At 72.8% G+C, this 21478-nt stretch carries 16 protein-coding genes; 10 read left to right on the top strand and 6 right to left on the bottom strand.

Features of this window, described 5'->3' with window-relative positions; all coding sequences use genetic code 11:
• Nucleotides 1-11 precede the first annotated feature (11 nt).
• Nucleotides 12-932, bottom strand: coding sequence for a nitrilase family protein (locus tag AB0K82_RS26025; protein ID WP_364401488.1), 921 nt, complete (start codon nucleotides 930-932; stop codon nucleotides 12-14).
• A 330-nt stretch (nucleotides 933-1262) separates the two neighbouring features.
• Between AB0K82_RS26025 and AB0K82_RS26020 the strand changes: the two genes are divergently transcribed.
• Entirely contained in the window at nucleotides 1263-2291 is a 1029-nt protein-coding gene (locus tag AB0K82_RS26020; RefSeq protein WP_364401485.1) for a LacI family DNA-binding transcriptional regulator, read from the top strand.
• A gap of 283 nt (nucleotides 2292-2574) precedes the next feature.
• On the opposite strand, the gene AB0K82_RS26015 is transcribed toward AB0K82_RS26020, so the two are convergent.
• Nucleotides 2575-3438 (bottom strand): aminoglycoside phosphotransferase family protein, encoded by an 864-nt coding sequence (locus AB0K82_RS26015; protein ID WP_364401483.1) that lies wholly within the window; start codon nucleotides 3436-3438, stop codon nucleotides 2575-2577.
• Between the two features lie 448 nt (nucleotides 3439-3886).
• On the opposite strand from AB0K82_RS26015, the gene AB0K82_RS26010 reads away from it, so the two are divergent.
• Nucleotides 3887-4318 carry an Rrf2 family transcriptional regulator gene (locus tag AB0K82_RS26010; protein WP_364401480.1) on the top strand — a complete coding sequence of 144 codons (432 nt, stop codon included), beginning with the start codon at nucleotides 3887-3889 and terminating at the stop codon, nucleotides 4316-4318.
• Between the two features lie 66 nt (nucleotides 4319-4384).
• A complete protein-coding gene (locus tag AB0K82_RS26005; RefSeq protein WP_364401477.1) occupies nucleotides 4385-5119 on the top strand; it encodes an NIPSNAP family protein in 735 nt (244 codons plus the stop codon).
• A 27-nt stretch (nucleotides 5120-5146) separates the two neighbouring features.
• Here AB0K82_RS26005 and AB0K82_RS26000 read toward each other — a convergent pair whose 3' ends face one another.
• Together AB0K82_RS26000 and AB0K82_RS25995 are read right to left on the bottom strand one after the other, a co-directional pair.
• Nucleotides 5147-5794 carry a nitroreductase family protein gene (locus tag AB0K82_RS26000; RefSeq protein WP_364401475.1) on the bottom strand — a complete coding sequence of 216 codons (648 nt, stop codon included), beginning with the start codon at nucleotides 5792-5794 and terminating at the stop codon, nucleotides 5147-5149.
• A gap of 32 nt (nucleotides 5795-5826) precedes the next feature.
• On the bottom strand, nucleotides 5827-6021 hold the full coding sequence (locus AB0K82_RS25995) for a hypothetical protein (RefSeq protein WP_364401472.1): 195 nt from the start codon (nucleotides 6019-6021) through the stop codon (nucleotides 5827-5829).
• Between the two features lie 561 nt (nucleotides 6022-6582).
• Here AB0K82_RS25995 and AB0K82_RS25990 point away from each other — a divergent pair.
• The 3 genes from AB0K82_RS25990 (at nucleotide 6583) to AB0K82_RS25980 (ending at nucleotide 8335) form a co-directional block, all read left to right on the top strand.
• Nucleotides 6583-7038, top strand: coding sequence for a MarR family winged helix-turn-helix transcriptional regulator (locus tag AB0K82_RS25990; protein WP_364401470.1), 456 nt, complete (start codon nucleotides 6583-6585; stop codon nucleotides 7036-7038).
• Between the two features lie 88 nt (nucleotides 7039-7126).
• Nucleotides 7127-7753 carry a TetR family transcriptional regulator gene (locus AB0K82_RS25985; protein WP_364401467.1) on the top strand — a complete coding sequence of 209 codons (627 nt, stop codon included), beginning with the start codon at nucleotides 7127-7129 and terminating at the stop codon, nucleotides 7751-7753.
• 12 nt (nucleotides 7754-7765) lie between these two features.
• Nucleotides 7766-8335, top strand: a complete 570-nt coding sequence (locus tag AB0K82_RS25980; RefSeq protein WP_364401465.1) for an NAD(P)H-binding protein — start codon at nucleotides 7766-7768, stop codon at nucleotides 8333-8335.
• A gap of 127 nt (nucleotides 8336-8462) precedes the next feature.
• Here AB0K82_RS25980 and ccrA read toward each other — a convergent pair whose 3' ends face one another.
• Nucleotides 8463-9776 (bottom strand): crotonyl-CoA carboxylase/reductase, encoded by a 1314-nt coding sequence (ccrA, locus tag AB0K82_RS25975; RefSeq protein WP_364401462.1) that lies wholly within the window; start codon nucleotides 9774-9776, stop codon nucleotides 8463-8465.
• Nucleotides 9777-9787: 11 nt separating this feature from the next.
• Nucleotides 9788-16270: an SDR family NAD(P)-dependent oxidoreductase gene (locus tag AB0K82_RS25970; RefSeq protein ID WP_364401461.1), complete on the bottom strand. Its 6483-nt coding sequence runs from the start codon at nucleotides 16268-16270 to the stop codon at nucleotides 9788-9790.
• A gap of 166 nt (nucleotides 16271-16436) precedes the next feature.
• Between AB0K82_RS25970 and AB0K82_RS25965 the strand changes: the two genes are divergently transcribed.
• Genes AB0K82_RS25965 through AB0K82_RS25950 form a run of 4 tightly spaced genes read left to right on the top strand, consistent with a single transcriptional unit; the run spans nucleotide 16437 to nucleotide 21475 of the window.
• Nucleotides 16437-17984 (top strand): MFS transporter, encoded by a 1548-nt coding sequence (locus AB0K82_RS25965; RefSeq protein WP_364401459.1) that lies wholly within the window; start codon nucleotides 16437-16439, stop codon nucleotides 17982-17984.
• A gap of 5 nt (nucleotides 17985-17989) precedes the next feature.
• A complete protein-coding gene (locus AB0K82_RS25960; RefSeq protein ID WP_364401456.1) occupies nucleotides 17990-19270 on the top strand; it encodes a glycosyltransferase in 1281 nt (426 codons plus the stop codon).
• A 13-nt stretch (nucleotides 19271-19283) separates the two neighbouring features.
• On the top strand, nucleotides 19284-21023 hold the full coding sequence (locus AB0K82_RS25955; protein ID WP_364401454.1) for a fatty acyl-AMP ligase: 1740 nt from the start codon (nucleotides 19284-19286) through the stop codon (nucleotides 21021-21023).
• Nucleotides 21024-21064: 41 nt separating this feature from the next.
• Nucleotides 21065-21475 (top strand): phosphopantetheine-binding protein, encoded by a 411-nt coding sequence (locus AB0K82_RS25950; RefSeq protein WP_364401451.1) that lies wholly within the window; start codon nucleotides 21065-21067, stop codon nucleotides 21473-21475.
• Nucleotides 21476-21478 lie beyond the last annotated feature (3 nt).

Below are 21478 nucleotides of genomic sequence, written 5' to 3'. Positions count from 1 at the left end.
GCGACCGGTCCTCAGCGCGGGGCCGCGGGGCTGCGGGTGTAGCCGAGCATCGGGTCGTACAGGTCGGTGCGCCGGTCGCGGATCAGGTCGTTCAACGGAGTCCAGATCGGGGCGCTGCGGGCGGAGACGACGTCGATGTCGGCCGTCAGGATGGTCTCCTCCTCGGCGCCCGCGACCCGGCCGATCGGCCAGCCGTTGGTCCCGGCGATGAGCGAACAGCCGAGGAAACGGGCGTCCCGGTCGGTCCCGACCCGGTTGGCGGCGGCGATGAACACGTTGTTGACGTGCGCGGCGGTCATGGTCAGGTACGAGGCCATGCACCTGCCGCTCTCGTCGAATATCGGCGGTGGCGTCCACACCCAGTTGTTGACGCTGCAGATGATGTCCGCGCCCTGCTGGGCCAGCAGCCGGGGCACCTCGGGGAACCAGATGTCCCAGCAGACCAGCAGGCCGATCCGCCCGATCCGCGTCTCGAACACCGGAAAGCCCAGGTCACCGGGGGTGAACCACAGCTTTTCCTCGTTCCACAGGTGGGCCTTGCGGTAGCGGCCCACATAGCCGTCCGGTCCGACGAGGACGGCCGTGTCGTACAGGCGCACGCCGTCGCGTTCGGCCAGGCCGCCGACCAGGTACACCCCACGCTGCCGGGCGAAGGACTCCCAGGCCCGGACCGTCTCCCCGTCCGGAACGCTCTCCGCGTGGTCGTACGCCTCGGCGCGGGTGCGGAAGCTGTAGCCCGTCGTCGCCAGCTCCGGCAGGACGATCAGGGTGGCGCCGTCGTCGGCGGCACGGGCCGCCAGGGCGAGCGCCCGTTCGGAGTTGGCGGCGCGGTTCTCCAGGCCGACCTGGGGGTCGAACTGGATCACGGCGACCCGCGCCGGGCTGACGGACGAGTCGGGCGCCGATGATCCGTGCGGAGGGGTGGTCGTCATCGCGGGGTCCTTTCCCGTTGCCCAAACGTTTGGGCCAAACGTTTGGGTTAGCATGAACTCCCATGCCGGAAGCCGTCAAGAGGCGAGCGGCGATCCGACTCGCCGATCGCCTCAGGAGGACCGGGCTGGCGACCATCCGGAGCGAGGCGGGTGGACGGCCACCCTGGACCGCGCGGGCGGGCGACCGCCCCGAGCGAGGCAGGCGGACGGCCACCCCGAGCAGCGCGGGCGGACGGCGGCAGCGGACGGTGCGGGCAGCCGGTGCGATGGTTGCCCCGCGACGCGGCCACCGGCATAAGGTGAGCCGGTGCCGAAGGAGGTGAGGGGTTCGTGGCGGACCCGAAGGCTCGCCCGGTGACTCTGCGGTCCATCGCCGATCAGCTCGGGCTGCACGTCTCCACCGTCTCCCGTGTGCTGAACGGGCCCGCCGAGGACGGTGTGCGCGCGGCCTCCGGCGACACCGCCGAGCGCATCCGCCGTCTGGCCGCCGAACTCGGCTATCAGCCCGACCCCCACGGCAGCGGTCTGCGCACCGGGCGCAGCAGGCTCATCGGGGTCTTGGTCCCCCGGCTGTCCGACCTCGTGCTCTCGACGATCTACGAGGGCATCGACGAGGCGGCCGGCGAACACGGGCTCACCACCATCGCCGCCAACACCCTCGATGACGACGAGACCCGGCGAACGCGAACGAAGATGCTGCTCGCCCGCCGCGTCGACGGCCTGATCTTCGGCGACGCCCGCCTCGACGACGCCTTCCTCGACCGGCTGGCCACGGACGGAGTGCGGTTCGTCCTGGTCAACCGCAGGGCGGGCGACCACCCGTCGGTGACGCCCGACGACCGGCTCGGCGGCCGGCTGGCCGCCGAACACCTCCTGAGCCTGGGCCACACCGACGTCGCCGTCATCGCGGGCTCGCCGTTCGCCAGCACCGGCGCCGACCGCACCGCCGGTTTCATCGACCACTACCGGGACCACGGCATCCGCGTCCCGGAGGCACGGGTGCTGTGCTCACCGTTCGACACCGCCGGCGGGCGAGCCGCCGCGGACGAGCTGCTCCGATCACCGGACCGGCCCACCGCGATCTTCGCCGTGAACGACTTCGCGGCGATCGGCGCCCTGGGCGCGGCCCGCGATCACGGCCTCCGGGTCGGTACGGACGTCGCGATCATGGGCTACAACGACACCCCGCTGGCCGCGGAACTCCCGATCCCGCTCACCAGCGTCGCCGTTCCGATGCACGAGATCGGCCGCCGCGCCCTCGAACTCCTGACCCGCCTGCTGGCGGGCGAGGACGTCGGTTCGGAGCGCCTCTCCCCGGTCTTGGCCCCCCGCGCCTCGACCGGCCCCGCCCGCGCATAGGGCCGCCGCATCCCCGCGCAAGGGCAGAAGCCTCCCGCCTGGGCGTCGGCTCTTGGAGGTTGCCTGACGGCGATATACCCGGATCGTTGCTCCCCGCAGTGCACGAAAAGCTCGGTGATGGCGCAGCCGTACCGGGCCGAAGTCGGCGAAATCGCCACGTCCTGTCCACGCTGGCCGAGAGTTTCGCGCAGCCCGCCATCGGGAGCATGCGCCGCCCTGCGATCCGGAGAACCTGGCGATCTGCGGGCTCGGCGCCCGGTGGCTGAGAGCCTGCGCGGGCAGGTCACGGCACCGGCTCTGCCCAGGCGCGGGTCAGTTGGCGACGCAGCAAGGGCAGCGGGCTGTCGGTGTCGCCGCGGAGCCGCTCATCAAGGCGAACCAGCGTCTCGCACCGGGCCAGGAACACTCCGCATGTCGCGGTCTCCCGGGCGTGACCTGCCTCGATCGCGATCCGGACCGCCGCCGGAGCGCCGACCGAGATCGCGAGGCCCGCGATGTCCTTCACCGGTTCGGCCAGTTCGGCGTCCGTCCAGTCGAGGACGCCGGCGAGGGTGCCGTCCGGGCGCACCACCAGGTGCTCGCCCTTGAGATCGGCGTGCACCAGCACCGGCTCCACGACGGGGATCGGCCTCGGCGACCGGAGCGGTGTCGCGGAGACCGTCTCGGTACCGGACAGACGGAGCCGGGCCGCTTCGGCGCGCGCCGTGAGTCGCTCCCAATCGATCGGTCCGCCCAGAGGCACGCCGATCGCTTCCACCCTGGTCGCCGGGATCGAGTACAGCCCACGCAGCAGCATGGCGAGTTGCGTCTCGCCGACCGACGAGAGGGTCCGCTCCTCACCGGATGCGCCGTGCAGCCGGGCGTCGACGGTGAAGCCGCAGCCGGGAGCCCACTCACCATGGCCGACCGAGTGCGGAACGGGAACGTCGGTGTACGGGCGGATCAGGTCACGCAGTGCCAGTTCACGTCGCTGGCGATGGCTCGCCGTCCGGTCCAAAGCGAATCGGGCCACGTAACGATCGGCGACCCACCACGACTTGTGCTCGCCGCCCTCGCCGATGGGACGCAGCGGCGGCGGATGGTCCAGCCCGAGGACGGCCTGGATCAGGGCGGCGGCTTCCCCGGCCGTCGGCTGCTCTGTGGTCATATCGGAGATTGTCCAGGCGCAACCCGGATGGCCGATAGGGCGCGGCGCACCGGTGCCGAGGATTCTCGTCATTGGAGCGACGGAAATCCTCGGCACAGACGCGCAGCTCCAGGACGGTACGAGAGGGTGCCCCGCCGGGGCGTCGGTTCTCGCGGGTGTGAGCGACGGAAGCTCGTCCCAGGCGGGGACCAGGTTGCGCACCAAGTAGAGCCTTCGGCGGCCGGGACGACCGTGCGGAAGCGTACGGAAGGCTCGGCGATGGCACCGCAATAGTGGGTCGAAGTCGGCGAATCGCCACCTGCGACCTGCGTTGACCGAGTGTTTCGCGCATCCCACCGGTCAGGAGCCGTGGGCCGCAGGTTCCGGTCCGCCGATGGGCGACCGCGATTCGCGAATCGTGGCCGCGTCGGGCCAGCTTCTGTAACATCGTCTGTTACAGGAGGTGGTCATGGCGGCGAACAGTCGGCTTACTATCGCCGTGCACGCTCTCGCCTGGCTGGCGCTGGCGCAGCGGCAGGGGCGGGATCAGCTCACGTCGGACCAGGTCGCCGCCAGTGTCAACACCAACCCGGTGATCATCCGCCGCAGCCTCGGCGACCTCCGCCGGGCGGGTCTCGTCAGCGTCCGTCACGGCCCGGGGGCCGGCTGGAGCCTCGCCCGGCCGGCCGAGGAGATCCTCCTCGTAGAGGTCTATGACGCGGTCGAGCGGGATCCGCTGTTCGGGATGCATCACACCGAGCCGAACCTCGAATGCCCGGTCGGCAAGGGCATTCGCCCGGCGCTCGGGTCGATCTACGACGGAGCCGAGCAGGCCCTGCGACGGGAGCTCGGCCGCACGTCGATCGCCGACGTGCTCCGGCAGACCCTGCGGGCGAGCTGAGTGACCATGCCCGCCGCGCCGCCGGGGCGAAAATGTAACAACGTTGATTACAGAAAGGACTGCCTGATGAGTGGAGCCCGGTCGCAGGTCTTTGAGCTGCGGCAGTACACGTTGTACAGGGGCACGCGCGACGTGCTGATCGATCTCTTCGAGCGGGAGTTCGTCGAGTCGCAGGAGGCGACCGGCATTGAAGTGATCGGCCAGTTCCGCGGCGTGGACGCCGCCGACCGGTTCGTCTGGCTGCGCGCCTTCCCGGACATGCGGAGCCGGGAGACCGCACTCCGTGCCTTCTACGGCGGTCCCGTCTGGGCGGCCCACCGGGACGCGGCGAGGGCCACGATGGTCGATACCGACGACGTGCTGCTGCTGCGGCCCGTGGATGAGGGCTCCGGCTTCCCGGTGCCGAGCGGACCGCGGCCCCCGGTAGGCCGGGCCGAGTCGCCGTCCTCGCTGGTCGTCGCGACGCTTTACCGCCGCGACCGGCCCTTCGACGAGGAGTTCGCCGAGCTCTTCCGCCGCCGGGTGCGGCCGGTGCTGGCCGAAGCGGGTGCCGCGCCGCTGGCGTACCTGCAGACCGAACACGCCGAGAACACCTACCCCGCTCTGCCCGTACGGACCGGCGAGAACTTCTTCGTGTGGTTCGCCCGGTTCACCGGCCATGCCGACGCCACCGCGCGCCTACGGCGGCTGGAGGATTCGCGCGCGTGGCGTGAGGACGTGGTCCCGCGACTGTCGGCGGTCCTCGCAGGCGCGCCCCAGCGGCTGATGCTGACCCCGACCGCACGGTCCCTCCTGTGCTGAGCCCCCGGGCGACCGGGGGCGTACCGCCTACCAGCGGTTCCAGTGCAGGACCTCGTCGCGTGGGATGCGGCGGGCGGGCTTGAAGTCGGTCCCGATGGTGTACGCCAGTGGGATGAACGCGGCGAGCATGACCTCGTCGTACGGGACGCCGAGCACCTTGGCGAGTTCGCGTTCGAGGGGGCCTTGGGCGGTGGTCCAGACGGTGCCGAGGCCGCGGGCGCGAGCGGCGAGCATGAAGCTCCACACCGCGGGCAGGATCGATCCCCAGGTCATGGACTGGTCGAGCACCGATGCCCGGTCGGTGCGTCCCTCCACGGCCGGGATGACGAACGCGGGCACGCGGTGGATGTTGTCGTACAGATGCCGGAGCCCGTCGTAGATGCGTTCCATGCTGCCGGGGTGGGCGTTCATGCGGCGCAGGTCGCGGTCGTTGACCGGTTGTCCGCCGCCGGTGGCCAGGGCGCGGCGGAAGATGTCGGCGACGATCTGTCGCTGGTCGCGGTCGGTGACGATGAGGAAGTGCCAGCGCTGGCGGTTGCGGCCGGTGGGCGCCTGGGTGGCCAGGTCCACGCATTCCTCGATCAGTTCGCGGGGGACGGGGCGGGACAGGTCGAGGCGCTTGCGCACCGCGCGGGTGGTGGACAACAGTTCGTCGGGGGTCAGCTTCAGGGTCATCGCTTGCTTCTCCTCGGTTGTCGCGACGGGGATCAGGAGTCGGCTGGCGCCGACACCGGCTCGGCGGTGGGCGCCGGGGCGCGCAGGCCGAGGGAGGTGATGAGGACGCCGCGCAGTGAGAAGGCTCCGGCGGTCAGGAACGCCAGCCGGTAGCCGGAGAGGGCGGAGTGGCCGAGCGGCATGACGGCCGCCACGACACCGACGCCGACTCCCGCGCCGACCTGCACGGATGAGGTGATCAGTTCGGAGGCCAGACCCTGCTGGTCGTCGGGCAGGCCGCCGACGGCGGCGATGTCGAGACTGGGGAAGGACAGTCCGTTGCCGATGCCGTGGATGAGCAGGGCGGGCAGCAGGACGGTGACGTAGTCGCCGGTGGCGCCGGCTCACAGGAACAGCAGGATGCCGGTGGCCTGAATCAGCATTCCGAGTGCGGCCACGCGTCCGAGGTCCCAGCGGTTGATCAGCTTGACCGTAGGCGACCGCGTACCCGGACATCAGCCACTGCAGGGTGCTCTCCGGCAGGGACAGGTCACGCCCGATCGAGGGCAGCGCGACGCCCATGAGAGACAGGTCCATCGAGTCCAGGAACACGGCTGCGCACAGCAGGACCAGGGCCGCCTGTCGCCGGCTGCCGGGAACGGTCACCACAACTCCATCTGATCGCCAACAATCTGTGGACAGATGATCCAGACCGTAGGGCGACAAATCATCTGCTGTCAAACAATTGGCGATCAGACGGTTGCTGTACGATCGATTTGATCGAACAGGTGAGAGGATCAGCGCCGACCATGACAGCGGATCGTTCGAGGCCGACCTACTTCCCGCGGTTGGCGGCGGAACGTCTGGACATCGCCTTGTGCCGGGCCTCGGCCGCGATCGCACGGGCGGCCGACGCGCATGCCGGCGAGCACGGCCTGGGGGTGGGCCAGCATCTGGTGCTGAAGATGCTCGAGGCCGTCGGCCCCTGCTCGCAGCAGACACTGAGCGAAGAGCTGCGCATCGACCGTACGGTCATGGTGAGCGTCTGCGACGACCTGGAGAAGGCGGGTCACGTGCGCCGGGAGCGCAACCCTCGGGACCGGCGCTCGTACGCCGTCACCATCACCGACGCGGGGCACCGGCGCCTCACCGAGGCCGAGGCGTCGATCCCGGGCTTCCTTGAGGACACCTTTCACGACCTGACCGCCGCGGAGCGAGACCAACTGCGCGTCCTCCTGGGAAAGCTCCTGCGCCTCCCGGACTGAGCCCGCCCGCACCGTGCCCCGGCCGGTGCCGGTCGATCCAGGTTGGATCAGGGTTGTCATTCAATTGATTGATTGAATATGTTCCGGCATGCCGACACGGAGGACGCCACAGTCCGGGGGTCGCGGCACGGCGGCATCGCAGACCCGGGAGCGGATTCTCGAGGCCGCCGTGGCCGAGTTCGGAGCCAAGGGGTACGCGGGCGCGCGCACCGCCGGGATCGCCGAGCGCGCGGGCGTGAACCAGCAACTGATCTCGTACTACTTCGGCGGCAAGCAGGGCCTGCTGGAGGAGTTGCGCCGACGCTGGCAGCGGACCGAGGCGTCGATCGCCGCTCAGGACGCGTCGTTCGACGAGTCGATCGCCGCCTATCTGAACGCGATGTTCGATCGGCCCGACTGGGCGCGACTGGTGATCTGGCAGGCACTGGGTGACTGCCCCTTCACCGACGCCGAGGAGGGCGAACGCCACCTGGAGGCCCAGCGGGCCCGACTGGCCGAGTCGGTGGCGAGGATTCGTGCACGTCAGCGGGCCGGCGAGGTCACCGACGCGGTCGAACCGGAGTTCGCGCTGCTCATCGCCTACGCGGTGGCCTTCGCTCCGATCGCGATGCCGCAGTTCGTACAAGAGCTGTTGGGCGATGATCCGCTGTCGCCGCTGGTCCGGGATCGGCTGCACGACCAATTGATCAAGCTTCTCGGCACAGCCGGCGATTAGGGAGTTCACGGAATGGTCGCGGTCGTCTTCGGAGCCCGGGGAAATGTGGGCCGGCATGTCGCCGCAGGTCTGCTCGCGGCGGGTGAGGAGGTCCGGGCGACGAGCCGGACCCCCGACGCGGCGGGCCTTTCGCCGCGGATGCGGGTCGTGGCGGCCGATCTCGAACGGGCCGAGACCCTGCCCGCCGCCCTGGACGGCGCCGAGCAGGTCTTCCTCTACGCCAAACCGGACGGCGTCCAGGGTTTCGTCGAGGCCGCCGAAGCCGCAGGCGTACGGCACGTGGTGCTGCTGTCATCGGCGTCGATCGTGGCCCCCGGCGCCGAGCAGAACCCCATCGCCCGCCAGCACCGGGCCGTCGAGCTCGCGATCGAGCGGTCCGGCATCGACTGGACGTTCATCCGCCCGGGGATGTTCGCCACCAACACGCTGTGGTGGTGGCAGCGGTCGATCCAGACCGAAGGAGTCGTCCGCAACCCGTATCCGGACGCGCAGACCGCGCCCGTGCACGAGAAGGACATGGCGGCGCCGGCGGTGACCGCGTTGACCGAGCCGGGACACCAGGGGCAGGCGTGCACCGTCTAAGGCGCGGAGTCGCTCACCCTTCGGCAGCAGGTCGAGCACATCGGTGGGCCGACGACTTCCGCTGACGCTTGTGCCGAGGATTTCCGTCGTTGGAGCGACGAAAATCCTCGGCACAGATGACAGCCGGTCAGCGGCGGTACAACGTGAGGTTCTCCTCGCCGATGCGGTCGCGCAGGGCCGGGTTGTCGATGCCGAGGCCCTCCTTCTCGGCGGCGACGAGGAGGCCGACCTTGCCGACGTGCTGGTTCGTCTGGACCGCGCGGGTCGCCTCGCCTGCCTCCTCCAGCGGATAGACCGTGGACAGCGTCGGGTGGATCATGCCCAGGCCGATCAGGCGGTTCGTCTCCACGGCCTCGAGGTAGTTGAAGCCGTGGCTGCCGACGATGCTCTTGATGTTCATCCACAGGAACCGGTTGTCGTACTCGTGCCGGTAGCCCGTCGACGAACCGCAGGTGACGATCTTGCCGCCGCGCCGGGCGACGTACACCGACGCGCCGAACGTCTCCGCGCCGAGGTACTCGAACACGATGTGCGGGTCCTCGCCGGTGAGGCTGCGGATCCGCTCGCCGAGCCGCCGCCACGCCTTCGGGTGGCGCAGGCCCTCGTCGCCGAGTTCCAGTTCGCTGCGGTTGATGACGTGCTCGCAGCCCTGCCGCCGGACGAGGTCGGCCTTCTCCTCGGAGCTGACGACCGCGACCGGAACGCCACCGCCGTTCTTGACGAGCTGCACGGCGTACGAGCCGAGGCCGCCCGTGCCGCCCCAGACGAGCACGACGTCGCCCTGCTTCATCCGGGCGCCGTGCGCGCCGACCAGCATCCGGTACGCCGTCCCGGCGCACAGCGTGTTGGCCGCCGCCTCCTCCCACGTCAGGTGCGCGGGCTTGCGGATCAGCTGGTTGGCCTTGACGACCGTGAACTCCCCGAACGCGCCGAAGTTGTTCTCGTACCCCCAGGCGAGGGCGTGGCTCGACACGCCGTCCTCCTGGCTCGCGGGCTCCTGGTCGTCGATCACACCGGCGTGAATGACGACCCGGTCGCCGACCGCGTAGTTGCGCACGCCGCTGCCGACGCGCACGACGACGCCTGCGGCGTCGGAGCCGAGGACGTGCCACGGCTGGTCGTGCCGGGCGCCCCACGGGCCGGTGCGGCCGAGCTTCTCCAGGAACGCGAACGTCGGGATCGGCTCGAAGATCGCCGACCAGATCGTGTTGAAGTTGATGGCCGCGGCCATCACCGCGACGACGGCCTCGTCCGGGGCCGGCTCCGGCATCTCGACCTCGCCGACGTGGATCGAGCGCCGGACGTCCTTGTCCGTCTCGCCGTCGAAGATGCCCACCTCGTCCTTGAGCGTGTGCGCGGCACGGAACCGCGTCGGCAGCTCGCAGGCGAGCAGGTCGGCGGGCCCGGCACCCGCGCGGACCGCTTCGAGCAGATCGGACATGGAACCTCCTACTAGGTGAGCAGTGCCCCCAGATGTCCGGCGAGGGCGTGCACGGCGGGCGGATCGAGCAGGTTCAGGTGGTGAGCGCCCCGGATCGGGACGACCTCCAGGCGCGGGCAGAGGTCGCCGAGACCGTTCGTCTCGTCGAGCTCGTAGCGGGCGTCCCGTACGGTCCAGGGCGTCGGCTCGGTCGCCCGGTACAGGACCACGCGCCCGTCGTACGGCTCGGGCCGGTACGCCTCCAGCGACCGCGTGTCCTCGTGCGACGTGAGCTGGTGCTGCAGGATCGCGGGCGGCAGCCGCTCCATGAGCGGCGCGGCGCGCTCCATCACGAGGGCGAGCTGCGCGTCCTCGTCGAGCGGTCGCAGTTCCTCGAGGTCGAGCACGACCCCGAGGTCGTAGGTCTGGTTGAGGTAGGCCGCGAAGTCGGCGTACCGGCGGGCCGCGGCCTCCGCCGGGTCGTCGGCGCGACGAGGGATCCCCGCGTCGAACAGCGCGAGCAGCTCGACGTCGCCGAGGAGCCGGGCCGTCTCGTACGCCACCACGCCGCCGAACGACCAGCCGCCCAGCCGGTACGGGCCCTCGGGCTGCGCCTCGCGGATCAGCTCGGCGTACCGCGCGGCGCGCTCCTCCACACTCGGCGCGTCCGCGAACCGCTCCAGCCCGAAGAACGGGCCGCCGACGAGCGTGGCGAGCTGCCGGTACACGCCCGTCGTCCCGCCGGCCGGGTGCGCGCAGAAGAACGGCCGTCCCCGGGTCGCCGGGCCGAGCGGCCGTACGATGCGCCGCGCGGCCTCCTCCTCGCCCGCGCGGATCACCGAGGCGAGGTGCTCGACCGTCGGGTGCGCGAACAGCTCGGCGTGGTCGATCGGGCGGCCCACCTCGAGCTCGAGGATCTCCAGGACCGTACGGGCCTGATCCTCGCGCCCGCCGAGGGCGAAGAAGTCGTCGGTCGCCGAGACGCGGTCGGCGCCGAGGACGCGCTCGAAGACGCGGACGACGAGGCGTTCGGCGGCGTCGCGGGCGTCGACGAACCCACGGCGCGGCTCCGCCGGGGCGGGCGACGACTCCGCGTCGGCCAGGCCCAGCTCGGTGAGCGCCCAGGTCGTCAGCACGTGGACGCTGCCGCCCTGCAGCAGGACGGTGGCGGGCACGGTCAGGCCGAGGTCGTGTTCGAGCGCGCTCTTGATGCGGACCGCCACGAGCGAGTCCAGCCCCAGGTCGGTCAGCGACTGCGCCGGGTCGGGGCTGAACCCCAGGACGGTGGCGACCCGGTCGGCGACCCGGTCCCGGACCAGCGCGCGGGCGGCGGACGGCTCGGCCGCGCGCAGCGCCTCCGCGCCCGGCCAGTCGTCCGCGGCCTGCGGGAGCGCCGCGACCAGCCCGGAGAAGTAGGGCATCCGGCCGAGCTCGGGGAACGTCGCGACCGCCTGCCGCGGGTCGAAGCGGAGCACGCCGGTGGCCGCCCGGCCGTGGGCGAGCAGCGCCTCGAACGCCTCCGCGCCCTCCTCGGGCGTGATCGGGTCGATGCCGCTCGCGGGGCCGCCGCTCAGGTTCGCCGCGCCGCCGACCCGCGACCAGGTGCCCCAGTTGATCGTGTAGGCGGGCACGCCCCGCTCCCGGAGCGACCCGGTGAAGGCGTCGACGGCGGCGTTCGCGGCGGCGTACGCGCCCTGGCCGGGCGAGCCGAGCAGCGCGGCGGCCGAGGAGTACACGACCCACCAGTCGAGCTCGCGCCCGCGCGTCGCCGCGTACAGCCGGTGCGCCCCGTCGACCTTCGGCGCCCAGACCCGCCGCAGGTCGGCCGGGTCGATGTCGGTGAAGATCCGGTCGGCCAGCCCGCCCGCCGCGTGCACGACGCCGCGCAGCCGGTCCCCGGCGGCGGCGACCATCCGTTCCGCGACGCCGGGCGCGGCCACGTCGCCGAGGACGACCTCGACCTCGACGCCGCTCTCGCGCAGCTCGCTGATGGCCTTCTCCGCGTCGGGCGGCGGGCCGCTCCGCCCGGACAGCACGATCCGGCCCGCGCCGCGCTCGGCCAGCAGGCGGGCGGTGACGAGCCCGAGGCCGCCGTACCCACCGCTGATCACGTACGCGCCCCCGCGCCGGACCACCGGCCGCGCCCGACCACCGCCGACCCGACCGTCGCCCCGGCAGGCGTCATCAACACGGCCGACGCCACGGTGAGGATCGTCGAGGCGGGCGGCGTTCAGCCGGGCGACGTAGCGGGCGCCGCCGCGTCGGGCGATCTCGGTGTCGGCGGGGCGGGCGCGCAGTTCGGCGGCGATCGCCTCGACGGCCGCGTCCGCCGGTCCGTTCGGGTCGAGGTCGAGATGGGTGGCGCGCAGGCCCGGCGTCTCGAACCCGAGCACCCGGACCATCGCGCCGGCGAACGCCTGCCCCGGGTCGCCCTTGCCGGTCCCGGTCGGGCGGAGCGCGCCCCGCGTGACCAGCCACAGCCGTGGCGGCACTGACCCGCTGGTCAGGCCGCGGACCAGGCCGGACACCGCGAGGACGAGGCGTTCGTCGGTCAGGTCGCCGGGTGTCACGGTGACGACGTGGGCGGGCACGACCGCCGCCGTCACCAGGTCGCGGGCCCACCGTTCGGCGGCGGCCCAGTCGTCGACCTCGCGGACGACGCCTTCGGGCAGCGCCCCGGTGATCGGGTCACCGGGTGCGGCCAGCACGACGGCGTCCGCGAACACGTCACCGTCGGCCCCGGAGCCCTCGGCCGACGACGCCGCGCCCCCAGGAGCCTCGATGGCGGCGGCCGGGGCGTCGGCCGGGGACGCCTCGGCCGGTTCCCAGACGATCTCGGCGAGCTTGGCGCTCAGTGGCACGGGCAGGTCCGTGCGCCCGTACGAGCGCATCCGGACGTCGGTGGCCTCGACCAGGATCCGTCCCGTCTCCCCTACCAGGCGGAGGCTGACCAGGTGGCCGTCGTCGGCGGGGGTGTGGCGGATCAGGCAGCGACCGCCGTGCCGCGTCGGCCCGTGCACCCGCAGGCCGCCGATCGACTCCGGCAGCCAGGCGCCTTCGCCGAGGAGGGCGGCGGCCGCGGCCAGGCAGCGGCCGAACACGTCCGGGTGCAGCCGGAAGTGCCGGTTGCCCTCCGCGGCCGGTCCGATCTCGACCTCGGCGGCCACGCCGGTGTCGTCGACCGGCGGGCCGTCCCCCACCGGAACGGTGACGGACGCACCGCTGTCGCCGACCGGGTGGGTGGGGGTCGGGGTGACGGTGGCGGAGGCGGTCGGGGTCCAGGTGCCGGCGGGGGTGCGGGTGTGGACCTCGACGGTCGCGCCGTCGTCTCCGAGGGTGACGGACGTGGTGGCGGTGGTGTGGTCCTCCAGGGGCACGGAGCGGTGCAGGTGCAGGCCGGAGACGGTGACGTCCGGGCCGAGCAGTTCCGTGCCCGCGGCCAGCGTGATCTCGGCGTACGCGGCGGCGGGGAGCAGGGGGTGGTCGAACGGGCGGTCCGCCCACGGCGCGGCCGCGGTGCCCACGTCGGCGCTCCAGACATGGCGGTCCTCGCCGGGCAGTTCGACGTGCGCGCCGAGCAGGGGATGCAGGCCGGCGGCGCCGCGCGGCGGCGCGTCGATCCAGTGGTGGCGGTGCTCCCAGGCCGGGACGGGGACGTCGACGACCCGGCCGTCCGGTGTCTGCGCGGGCAGGTGCCCATGGACGGTGAGGGTGGCCAGGGCCTCGTGGAAGGTCACGGTGTCGTCGGCCTCGGGCGGCCGCTCCCGCCCCCGCCGGGGCGGGCGGCGCAGCGTCGGGACGACGAGCGCGCCGTCGGCGGTCTCGGTGATCGCCTGGGCGAGCAGCGGGTGTGCGTTGACCTCGAGGAACGTTGTGAACCCGTCCTCGGCCGCAGCGGCGACCGCGTCGGCGAGGCGGACGGTGCGGCGGGTGTTGGCGGCCCAGTAGTCGCCGTCGAAGGCCGGGGGTTCGCGCGGGTCGTCCAGGACGGTGGAGTAGAACGGCACCTCGGCGAGGCGGCCGCGGACGCCGGCGAGCTGGACGCGCAGCGGGTCGAGGACGGGGTCGACGGCGGGCGAGTGGCCGGCGCCCTCGGCCTGGACGAGGCGGGCGAGCAGGCCGTCGTCGGTGGCCCGGGCAGCGGCCCGTTCCAGCTCCTCGGCGTCGCCGGTGAGGACGGTCTGCCGGGGCGAGGACCGGACCGCCACGTGCACGTCGGCACCGGTCCGTACGTATCCGAGAGCGTCGTCGGCGCCGCAGCCCATGACGAGCATCGCGCCGCCGCCCGTCTCGGCGACGCCGTCGAGCAGCCGCGCCCGGCAGGTCATGACCTTGAGGCCGTCCTCCGGGGACAGCGCGCCGGCGACGACGGCGGCGGCGATCTCGCCCATCGAGTGGCCGATCACCGCGCCGGGCTCGGCGCCGTATGACCGCAGCAGCGCGGCGAGGCCGAGCTGCAGGCCGAACAGCGTGGTCATCGTGCGGTACACGCCGGTGACCCGTTCGCCGCTCTCGAGGGTGTCCCAGAGCGAGAAGCCCGCCTGCGCGGCGAACGGCCCGTCGAGCGCGTCGACGGCGGCGGCGAACGCCGGTTCGTCGGCGAGGAGGCGGCGGCCCATGCCCGGCCGCTGCGCGCCGTACCCGGAGAAGACCCAGACCGGCGGGGCGTCGCGGGCGACGGTGACGCCGGTGACCCGCGGTTCGCGCAGGGCCGCGGCGAGCGCCGCGCGGTCGCGGCCGACCACGGCGGCGGCCGCGCGGCCACGGCCGAACCGGCGGCTCAGCGTGCGGGCGACGTCGGGCAGTGCCGCGTCCCCGGCCTCGAGCCAGTCGGCGAGGTCGGCGGCGTACGGGCCGATCCGGCCGGCCTCGACGTCGGAGAGCAGGAGGGTGTGCACGGCCGGCGCCCGGCGTCGCGGCCGTACGTCCTCGGCGGGGGCAGCCTCGAGGACGACGTGCGCGTTGGTGCCGCCGAACCCGAAGCCCGAGACCCCGGCCAGGGCGGGTCGGTGGTGGGTCTCGGGCCAGGGCGTCTCTTCGGCGGCGACGGCGAGGCCGAGCCCGCCGAAGTCGATGTGCGGGTTCGGCTCGCGGTAGTGCAGGCTCGGCGGGATCCGCCGGTGGGCGAGGGCGAGGACGACCTTGATCAGTCCGGCGACGCCGGCGGCCGCCTCCAGGTGCCCGAGGTTGGACTTGACCGAGCCGAGGAGGACGGGTCGGCCGTCGGCGTCCGGCCCGCCGAGCGCGGCGCCGAGGGCGCGGGCCTCGATGGGGTCGCCGAGGAGGGTTCCAGTGCCGTGCGCCTCGACGTAGTCGGGGCGGCCGAGACCGGCGTACGCGGCGCGGAGCACGGCGACCTGCGCCTCGGCGTTCGGCGCGACGAGGCCGGTGGAGCGGCCGTCGGAGTTGACCGCCGAGCCGCGGATCACCGCGAGCACGCGGTCGCCGTCGCGCCGGGCGTCGGAGAGCCGCTTGAGGACGACGGCGCCGCAGCCCTCGGCGCGGACCATGCCGTCCGCCGACGCGTCGAACGCCTTGCAGTGGCCGTCCGGGGCGGTCGCGCCGCCCAGGTCGAACGTCTTGGTGATCAACGGGGAGAGCAGCACGTTGACGCCGCCGGCGACGGCGAGGTCGCTCTCCCCGGAGTGCAGCGACCGTACGGCCAGGTGCGTCGCCACAAGGGACGACGAGCAGGCCGTGTCGACGATCATGGAGGGGCCGCGCAGGTCGAGGAGGTAGGACAGGCGGTTCGCGACGATGCTCAGCGCGGCGCCGGTGGCGGTGTGGGGCCGCAGCGGAGCGGTCCCGGTGACGTAGCCGTACTCGGGGGCGGAGACGCCGACGAACACGCCGGTGCGGCTGCCGCGCAGGCTCGGCGGCGCGATTCCCGCGTGCTGGAACGCCTCCCACGCGACCTCGAGCATGAGCCGCTGCTGCGGGTCCATGACGTCGGCCTCGTCGGGCGTGATGCCGAAGAACCGGGAGTCGAAGCCGGCGATGTCGTCGAGGAACCCGCCGAGACGGGTGACGTCCTCGAGCGTGCCGTCGTCGAAGGGGTCCCACCGGCCGTCGGGGACCTCGCGGACGCCGTCCCCGCGGTCGAGCAGAAAACGCCAGTAGGCGTCGGGGCCGGACACGCCGCCGGGGAAACGACAGCCGATTCCCACCACGGCGATCGGTTCGCCGTAATCAGCCGATGGTGGCGACGGGTCATTCGCCGAATCACCGTGCGGAGCGGAGAATTCACCCTGGGCGATGACCTCGGCGAGGCGGGTGATCGTCCGGTGTTCGTAAAGGAGGGTGGCGGGCAGCCGCGCGCCGACGAGCTTTTCCAGCTCGCCGGCGATGGCGACCGCGTCGCGCGAGGTCAGGCCCAGCTCGTCCAGCGGCCGGTCCGGGTCGACCTCGGCGGCGGGCACCTTGCACCGGCTCGCCACGGCGTCGACGAGAAAACGGCGGATCGCCGGTTTTCCCGGTCGGCGGGGGCCTGCTCCGCCCGGCTCGGTAGCCGCCATTTGTGCTACCCCCATTACCCACGGTCACTGATGAAACAACGCGGAAGAGTGAACACCGTGTCTTATCCGGCGTGACTCTCGATGCGCACGAAGCCCACTTTTCTCTCAGCTGCCTTATCACCGCGATGACAAGACTCGCCGTCGTGAATATGGCGTTATAGGTCGAATGACCCGCACGCGACATGGATGGACGCTCACTGTGATCGCGGTCGCCGGGTTCATGACCACGCTGGACAACACGGTCGTGAACGTCGCGCTGCCGTCGATCCAGCGTGACCTGCGCATCTCCCTGCCCACCCTGGAATGGGTCGCGACCTCGTACATCCTGATCTTCGCCGCCGTGATGCTCGCCGGCGGCCGCATGGCGGACGTGTACGGCCGCAAGCGGATCTTCCTGATCGGCCTGGCCGTCTTCACGGCGGCGTCCGGGCTCGCCGGGCTGGCGGGCAGCGCCGAGACGCTGATCGCCGCTCGCGTCGTGCAGGGCGCCGGCGGCGCGCTGGTCATCCCGGCGGGGCTGGCGCTCGTCACCGTCGGCCGTACCGAACGCGAGCAGGCGCGGGGCACCGTCGTCTGGGTCGGCTCGGCCGCGCTGGCGCTCGCCCTCGGCCCGGTGGCGGGTGGGTACATCGCGCAGCACTGGTCCTGGAACTGGATCTTCCTGATCAACCTCGCGCCCGGCCTCGCCGTCGTGCTGCTGGGCCTCGTCGTGATCCCCGAGTCGCGGGACACCACGGCGGACGGCGTCGACCTGCCCGGCATGCTCGCCTCCGGGACCCTGCTGTTCGCCGTCACGTACGCCCTGAACGAGGTCTCCGCGCACGCCTGGGGCAGCGGCGTGGTCCTCGGCTCGTTCGCGCTTGCGGCCCTGGCGCTCGTCGCGCTGATCGCGGTAGAGCGGTGGGCCGCGACGCCGATGATCGACCTCGTGTTCTTCCGCAGCCGGGCGTTCGCGGGCGGGGTCGCGGTGCAGATCCTGTGGGGCGTCGGCTTCAACGGCGTGCTGTTCTACGCCTCGCTGTTCCTGCAGCAGGTGCTGCGGTTCTCCCCGACGAAGACGGGTTCGGTCTTCGTGCCGCCGGCCGTGGTGATCGCCGCCCTGACGCCCGTGTCGTTCTGGGTGGGCCGGAGGATCGGCGCCCGCGCCACGATCGCCTGGGGCCTGTTCCTCATGGCCGCCGGGATGACGTTGTTCGCGCTGCTGCGGCCCGGCGACGGCTACGTCGACCTGCTGCCCGGCGTGGCGCTGATCGGCGTCGGCTCCGCGCTCAACATGCCCCTGACCAGCTACGTCCTGACGTCCATCCCCGAGGAGCGGTCCGGCGTCGCGGGTGGGATCCTCAGCGTCGGGCGGGAGGTCTCCGGGGCTTTCGGCATCGCCGTCATCGGCGTGATCATCTCCGCGCGGCAGCGGTCCGAGGTGGCGTCCGGCGTGGGGCACGCCGCCGCGTTCCAGCACGCCACCGCGATCGGGCTGCTGTGCGGCGCCGGCCTGGTCTGCCTCGGCGCGCTGATCGCCATGGTCACGCTGCCGCCCCGTCCGCGCCGCGCCCGGCACGCCCGCCCGTACGGCCCGGTTCGGGGTGCGACCGCCGGGACCGCCGGCCTCGCCGAGGCACTGGAGACCGTGCGAGGCGAGACCGCCGACGTCCCCGGAGCCCCGGAGCCGACGCCGCTGCGGGCCTGGTCGCCGTCTGCCGAGAGCGTCCGGTGACCGCGGTGCGGCGTGACATCGTCATCTTCGCGGCGGGCTCGCGGGGCGACGTTCAGCCCTGCGTCGCGCTCGGTCGCGGCCTGGCCGAACGCGGCCACGGCGTCCGGTTGATCGTCGCGGCCGGTCACGAGCCGCTCGCCGCCGGACTGGACACCTCCGTCCTGTCCGTCGACCCGGCCCGGCTCATGGAGACCGAAGAGGTCCGCGACTGGCTGCGGGGCGGCCGCAACCCGGTGCGCTTCGCCACGGGTTTCCGGTGCGTCATCCGGCCGATGGCGGAGATGCTGCTCGACGAGATCCTGTCCGGCTGCAAGGACGCCGACCTGCTGATCTTCCCGACGCTGGGCTTCGTCGGGCACCACCTCGCCGAGTACCTCGGCATCGACGACGCGCTGATCCACTTTCAGCCCAGCCAGCCGACGAACGCGTTCCCGCACCCGCTGGTGTCCCGGGCCGGCGGCGCGAACCGGCTGAGCTACCACCTGGTGGAGCAGCTCGCCTGGCAGTTGTCCCGGCCCATCCTCAACACCTGGCGCCGCGACACGCTCGCGCTGCCGAAACTCCCGCTGGGCGGCCCGATCCGCACCGTACGGGACGTCCCGGTGCTGGCCTGCTTCAGCGAGGCCGTCGTGCCCCGGCCGCCGGACTGGCCCCCGCACGTCCGCGTCACCGGCTACTGGTTCGTCGACGAGCCCTCCTGGACGCCGGACCCGCGGCTCGAGGACTTCCTCGCCGCGGGCCCGCCCCCGGTGTACGTCGGGTTCGGCAGCATGACGCCGCCCGACCCGGAGGCGATGTTCGAGACGGTACGGGGGGCGCTGCGCGCCGCCGGCGTGCGCGGGATCCTCGCGCTGGGGGAGGACGGGCCGGCCGACGACGACGTCCTGGTGGTGGGGGACGTGCCGCACTCCTGGCTGCTCCCCCGGGTGCGGGCGGCCGTGCACCACGGCGGCGCGGGCACCACCGCCGCCGCGCTGCGGGCCGGGATCCCGGCCGTGATCTGCCCTTTCTTCGGCGACCAGGCGTTCTGGGGCGGGCGGGTCGCGGCGCTCGGAGCCGGTCCGGCCCCGCTACCGATCAAGCGGCTGGCGCAGGAGCCGCTCACCGCGCGGATCGCCGCGGCCACCGGAGACGAGGCGATGCGGCGCCGGGCGGCGGAGCTCGGCCGGCGGATCGCGGCGGAGGACGGCGTCGGCCGCGCCTGCGCCGCGCTGGAGGACGCCTACGGGGTCGCGGAGACCCCGCGGGCCGGCAGCGGCCCGGGGCGGCCGCGGACCATGGAATGAGCGGGGACGGTCGATGACGAGCTTCGTACACCACTTGCGGGCCCGGGTCGCGCGCTTCGGCGACGACCGCTGGTACGCGCTGGTCGACGAGCACAGGGGTGAGCTCGTCGAGCTCGAACGGGCGACGTTCGCGGAGCTGGACGGCCGCGCGCGGTCGGCGGGCGCGTGGCTGGCCCGGGCCGGGCTGGGCGGCGAGGCCGCGCTGCTGCTCTATCCGGCGGGGCTGGAGTTCCTCCGCGTGTTCCTCGGCTGCCTGTACTCGCGGGTGATCGCCGTGCCGTCGCCGCTGCCGTCCACCGACCCGCGCGCCCTCGAACGCGCGGCGGGCATCATCAAGGACGCCGACATCCGGATCGTGCTCACCGACACCGCGAACGCGCCGCTGCTCACCTCCTGGCTGCGCGAGGCGGGCCTGGACGGCCGGGTGACGTGCGTGGCCACCGACGCCGCCGCCATGCCGGACCCCGGTGCCTGGGAGATGCCGGAGGACCTGGCACCGGAGACCCCGGCGTATCTGCAGTACACCTCCGGGTCCACGAGCGAGCCTCGCGGCGTGCTGCTGTCCCACGGCAATCTGCTGCACAACTCGGCGCAGATCTACTCGGTCATCGGCCGGCCCGAGGACGGGATCGGCGCGGGCTGGCTGCCGCACTACCACGACATGGGGCTCATCGGGCTGCTGCTCCAGCCGCTGTACGCGGGCGGCAGCCTGGTGTTCACCTCGCCCGTGTCCTTCGTGATGAAGCCGGTGCTGTGGCTGCGGATGATCAGCCGGTACCGCGCCCAGTACACCGTCGCGCCGAACTTCGCCTACGAGTGGCTGGTCCGCGGCGTCAGGGACGAGCAGCTCGCCGACCTGGACCTGTCCTCGCTCGCCTGGGCCCTCAACGGCGCCGAGCCCGTCCGGACCGCCACCCTCGACAAGGTCGTCCGGCGGTTCGGCGACCTGGGGTTCCGGGGCGAGGCCTGGGCGCCGGGCTACGGCATGGCCGAGGCGACGCTGCTCGTCACCGGCACCGGGCGCGGCCGGGGCCCGGTCGTCGGCCGGTTCGACCCGGCCGCGCTGGAACAGGACCGCGCCGAACCGGCCGCCGACGGCGTCGAACTGGTCGGGTGCGGCCGGCCGATCGACCTCACGGTGCGGATCGTCCACCCCGCGTCGGCCGAGCCGCTGCCCGACGGCCGGATCGGCGAGATCTGGGTCGCGGGCGGCAGCGTCGCGCTCGGGTACTGGCAGCGCGCCGAGGCCACCGAGGAGACCTTCCGGGCGCGCCTGTCCACCGGGGAGGGGCCGTTCCTGCGCACCGGGGACCTCGGCTTCCTGCACGACGGCGAGCTGTTCGTCACCGGCCGGCTGAAGGACCTGATCATCGTCAACGGCCGGAACATCTATCCACAGGATGTGGAGGAGGCGAGCCGCGACGTCCACCCCGCCGCGCGCGCCGCCGCCGCGTTCGGCGTGGAGGCCGGGCGCGAGCACGTCGTGCTCGTTCAGGAGGTACGCCCCAAGGACCTGGGCGACCTCACGTACGAGGGCCTCGCCAGACGGATCAAGGGGGAGCTGGGCCGGGCGTTCGGGCTGCCCTCGATGAACGTCGTCCTCGTCCCGCGCGGCGGTGTCGGCAAGACCACCAGCGGCAAGATCCAGCGGCGGCGCATGCGCGAGATGTTCCTGGCCGGCCGGATCGACCCCCTGCACGCCGAGCTCGAACCCGAGCTGCGCGCCCTCGTCGACCGGCCCGACGCCGATTGACCGGCCGCACTCCCCCGCCGCACGACCTTACGGAGGCCCCCATGCCCAGCGAAACGCTCATCCGCGACTGGCTCACCCAGCGCGTCGCCGAGTACCTCGAACGGTCCCCCGCGGACATCGATCCGTCCGCGATGCTCGCCGAGTACGGCATGGACTCGGTGTACGCGATCAGCCTGTGCGGCGACATCGAGGCGGAGTACGACCTCGACGTCGAACCGACGCTCGCCTGGACTTACCCCACCATCGACGCCATCGCCACCTACCTCGGCGAACGCGTCGGTGACCGCCCCGCACCCGATGCTGTTCGTCCCGACCAACCGACCCCGACCGACCTGCCTGTTTCTCCCGACCACCCGACCCCGACCGACCTCCCGGGTCTTCCCGGCCAACCGACCCCGACCGACCTGCCTGTTTCTCCCGACCACCCGACCCCGACCGGCCTCCCGGTCTGACCC

Origin of the sequence: Actinoallomurus sp. NPDC052274 (genome assembly GCF_040679475.1) — a bacterium.
Lineage (GTDB): Bacteria > Actinomycetota > Actinomycetes > Streptosporangiales > Streptosporangiaceae > Actinoallomurus > Actinoallomurus liliacearum.
This window is presented reverse-complemented; position numbering and strand designations above follow the sequence as displayed.

Bases quoted from the DNA above. Each gene is read 5' to 3' on its own strand.
- AB0K82_RS26025 (WP_364401488.1), bottom strand. From the start codon at position 932: ATGACGACCACCCCTCCGCACGGATCATCGGCGCCCGACTCGTCCGTC.
- AB0K82_RS26015 (WP_364401483.1), bottom strand. From the start codon at position 3,438: ATGACCACAGAGCAGCCGACGGCCGGGGAAGCCGCCGCCCTGATCCAG.
- AB0K82_RS26010 (WP_364401480.1), top strand. From the start codon at position 3,887: ATGGCGGCGAACAGTCGGCTTACTATCGCCGTGCACGCTCTCGCCTGG.
- AB0K82_RS26005 (WP_364401477.1), top strand. From the start codon at position 4,385: ATGAGTGGAGCCCGGTCGCAGGTCTTTGAGCTGCGGCAGTACACGTTG.
- AB0K82_RS26000 (WP_364401475.1), bottom strand. From the start codon at position 5,794: ATGACCCTGAAGCTGACCCCCGACGAACTGTTGTCCACCACCCGCGCG.
- AB0K82_RS25990 (WP_364401470.1), top strand. From the start codon at position 6,583: ATGACAGCGGATCGTTCGAGGCCGACCTACTTCCCGCGGTTGGCGGCG.
- AB0K82_RS25985 (WP_364401467.1), top strand. From the start codon at position 7,127: ATGCCGACACGGAGGACGCCACAGTCCGGGGGTCGCGGCACGGCGGCA.
- AB0K82_RS25980 (WP_364401465.1), top strand. From the start codon at position 7,766: ATGGTCGCGGTCGTCTTCGGAGCCCGGGGAAATGTGGGCCGGCATGTC.
- ccrA (WP_364401462.1), bottom strand. From the start codon at position 9,776: ATGTCCGATCTGCTCGAAGCGGTCCGCGCGGGTGCCGGGCCCGCCGAC.
- AB0K82_RS25970 (WP_364401461.1), bottom strand. From the start codon at position 16,270: ATGGCGGCTACCGAGCCGGGCGGAGCAGGCCCCCGCCGACCGGGAAAA.
- AB0K82_RS25965 (WP_364401459.1), top strand. From the start codon at position 16,437: ATGACCCGCACGCGACATGGATGGACGCTCACTGTGATCGCGGTCGCC.
- AB0K82_RS25955 (WP_364401454.1), top strand. From the start codon at position 19,284: ATGACGAGCTTCGTACACCACTTGCGGGCCCGGGTCGCGCGCTTCGGC.
- AB0K82_RS25950 (WP_364401451.1), top strand. From the start codon at position 21,065: ATGCCCAGCGAAACGCTCATCCGCGACTGGCTCACCCAGCGCGTCGCC.